This is a genomic window from Psychrobacter sp. Ps6, assembly GCF_022129235.1.
Taxonomy (GTDB): Bacteria; Pseudomonadota; Gammaproteobacteria; order Pseudomonadales; family Moraxellaceae; genus Psychrobacter.
On record NZ_JADQAI010000108.1, the window covers coordinates 1 to 1,680 of the forward strand.

A 1,680-nucleotide genomic window follows, 5' to 3' on the forward strand; every position below is an offset into this window, starting at 1 on the left:
GGTGTTCAATTTCGTAACCGACTTTAGCAAAAATATCTTGAGACTGTAGGCGGTTAACCGCTTCTTCAAGCTCTTCATTAGAAATGATACGTTTCGTTTTCAAATCTAATAAAGCCAGTAATGCCGTGTCAGATAAACGGGTATGGTTATCAATATCGATCGTATCAATATAATAGGCACTATGAGCCGCCAATTGACTACGTCGGTTCTGCTTTTCTTTTAAATATTGTTCATATTGGGCAGGAGAAACTTGAAATTTAAGTAAAGCAGGCAACATCTTATTCGCGATATTTCGACCAGCGCGATACGCTAGATCCATTTTATCGAAATCCGGTGCAAGCATGAAACTCACATCGGGTTGCATATAAATATCACCAGGATGAAGTAAACTTTTTTGGTGATCCGCACTGGCATTCGTCATGTATGTTGTTAGCTGAGAGATGATATTAAGTGCGCTTTCCAGATCTTTTTGCGGAAGTAAACTGTCTCGCAAATCGACAGCAATAATAACATCGGCCCCCAGTTTCTGGGCTATATCAACCGGCATATTATTAACAACGCCACCATCGACCAATAGCTTGCCATTTAATTTTACAGGCTTAAGTGCACCAGGAACCGTCATAGACGCTTGCATAGCCGTTGCTAAATGACCAGAACTAATGACATAAGGCGCAACTTTTGCAATATCGGTTGCAACGCTACGATAAGGTATTGGTAATTGATCAAATGATGATACAGCAGGTAGGTTATTGGTTAAATTACGCAGTAAAACGGCCATCCCCTGCCCCTGAAAAGCACTGGGTCTCGCTTTAAATTCCCCATTAAGATCTAAACCTAGATCGGTATGTAGCTGAAAATCATCGTTCTGCTGTTTACGACGTAATGTTAGATCATTTCGTTTTGCTCGATCATTGTAACCTTGATCCCAATTTGCATTTAACGTGCGATCTTTCACCTCTTTAGCCGTTAATCCCATTGCATACATGCCACCAACATAGGCTCCCATACTGGTACCTGTAATGACATCAACAGGAATTCGGTTCTCTTCCAAAACTTCTAAAACACCAATGTGAGCTGCACCCTTTGCGCCTCCCCCACTGAGTACCAAACCAACTTTTTTACGATCTATCTGTGGACGATCTATCGCATCAGCAAAGACATTAGAGCTAAAACATAATGCAACTATCAATAACCCTTTTCTGACATGCATTCGATCTAAACGCGACATACCACCCTCTATAAAGATCATTTCGGTAAATAGTTATCAGAAGATAAAAAAGAAAAAAGGATTCTACCACGAGAATCCTTTTTCGGACGAGTAATCTAAATTTTATATACCCTTTGCAACATCATCTAATGCAGCCATGACTTGATCATTAATATGTCCAGTATGAACTAATTTACATACCTTACGACGAACCGCTAGACCAGAGATTAAACGTTCAATCGACAAATGTCGGGCATCTTGCTGACTATTGTATAATTCAACTGTTTTACTTAAGGTCTCATAAGATACCACTTCATCACCGACACGTAGCCAATCTAGCTTCTCTAAATACCCCTGGCACTCATCAGTGATAGCACTAGAGGGATGACCAGTCATAGCCGACAGTGCCGTTATACTGCGTTGTAGAGCTTCTGGAGAAGTATATTTAGATAAAATAATCGTTAATTCATCGG

2 protein-coding genes are annotated in these 1,680 nt (G+C 40.3%); both read right to left on the reverse strand.

Going from position 1 to position 1,680, the window contains the following annotated elements:
- Positions 1-1,228: patatin-like phospholipase family protein (locus I3255_RS14130; protein ID WP_238039384.1), on the reverse strand; the 1,228-nt coding region annotated here is incomplete at its 3' end.
- A gap of 102 nt (positions 1,229-1,330) precedes the next feature.
- Positions 1,331-1,680 (reverse strand): hypothetical protein (locus I3255_RS14135; RefSeq protein WP_238039385.1); only part of this gene is annotated, 350 nt, incomplete at its 5' end.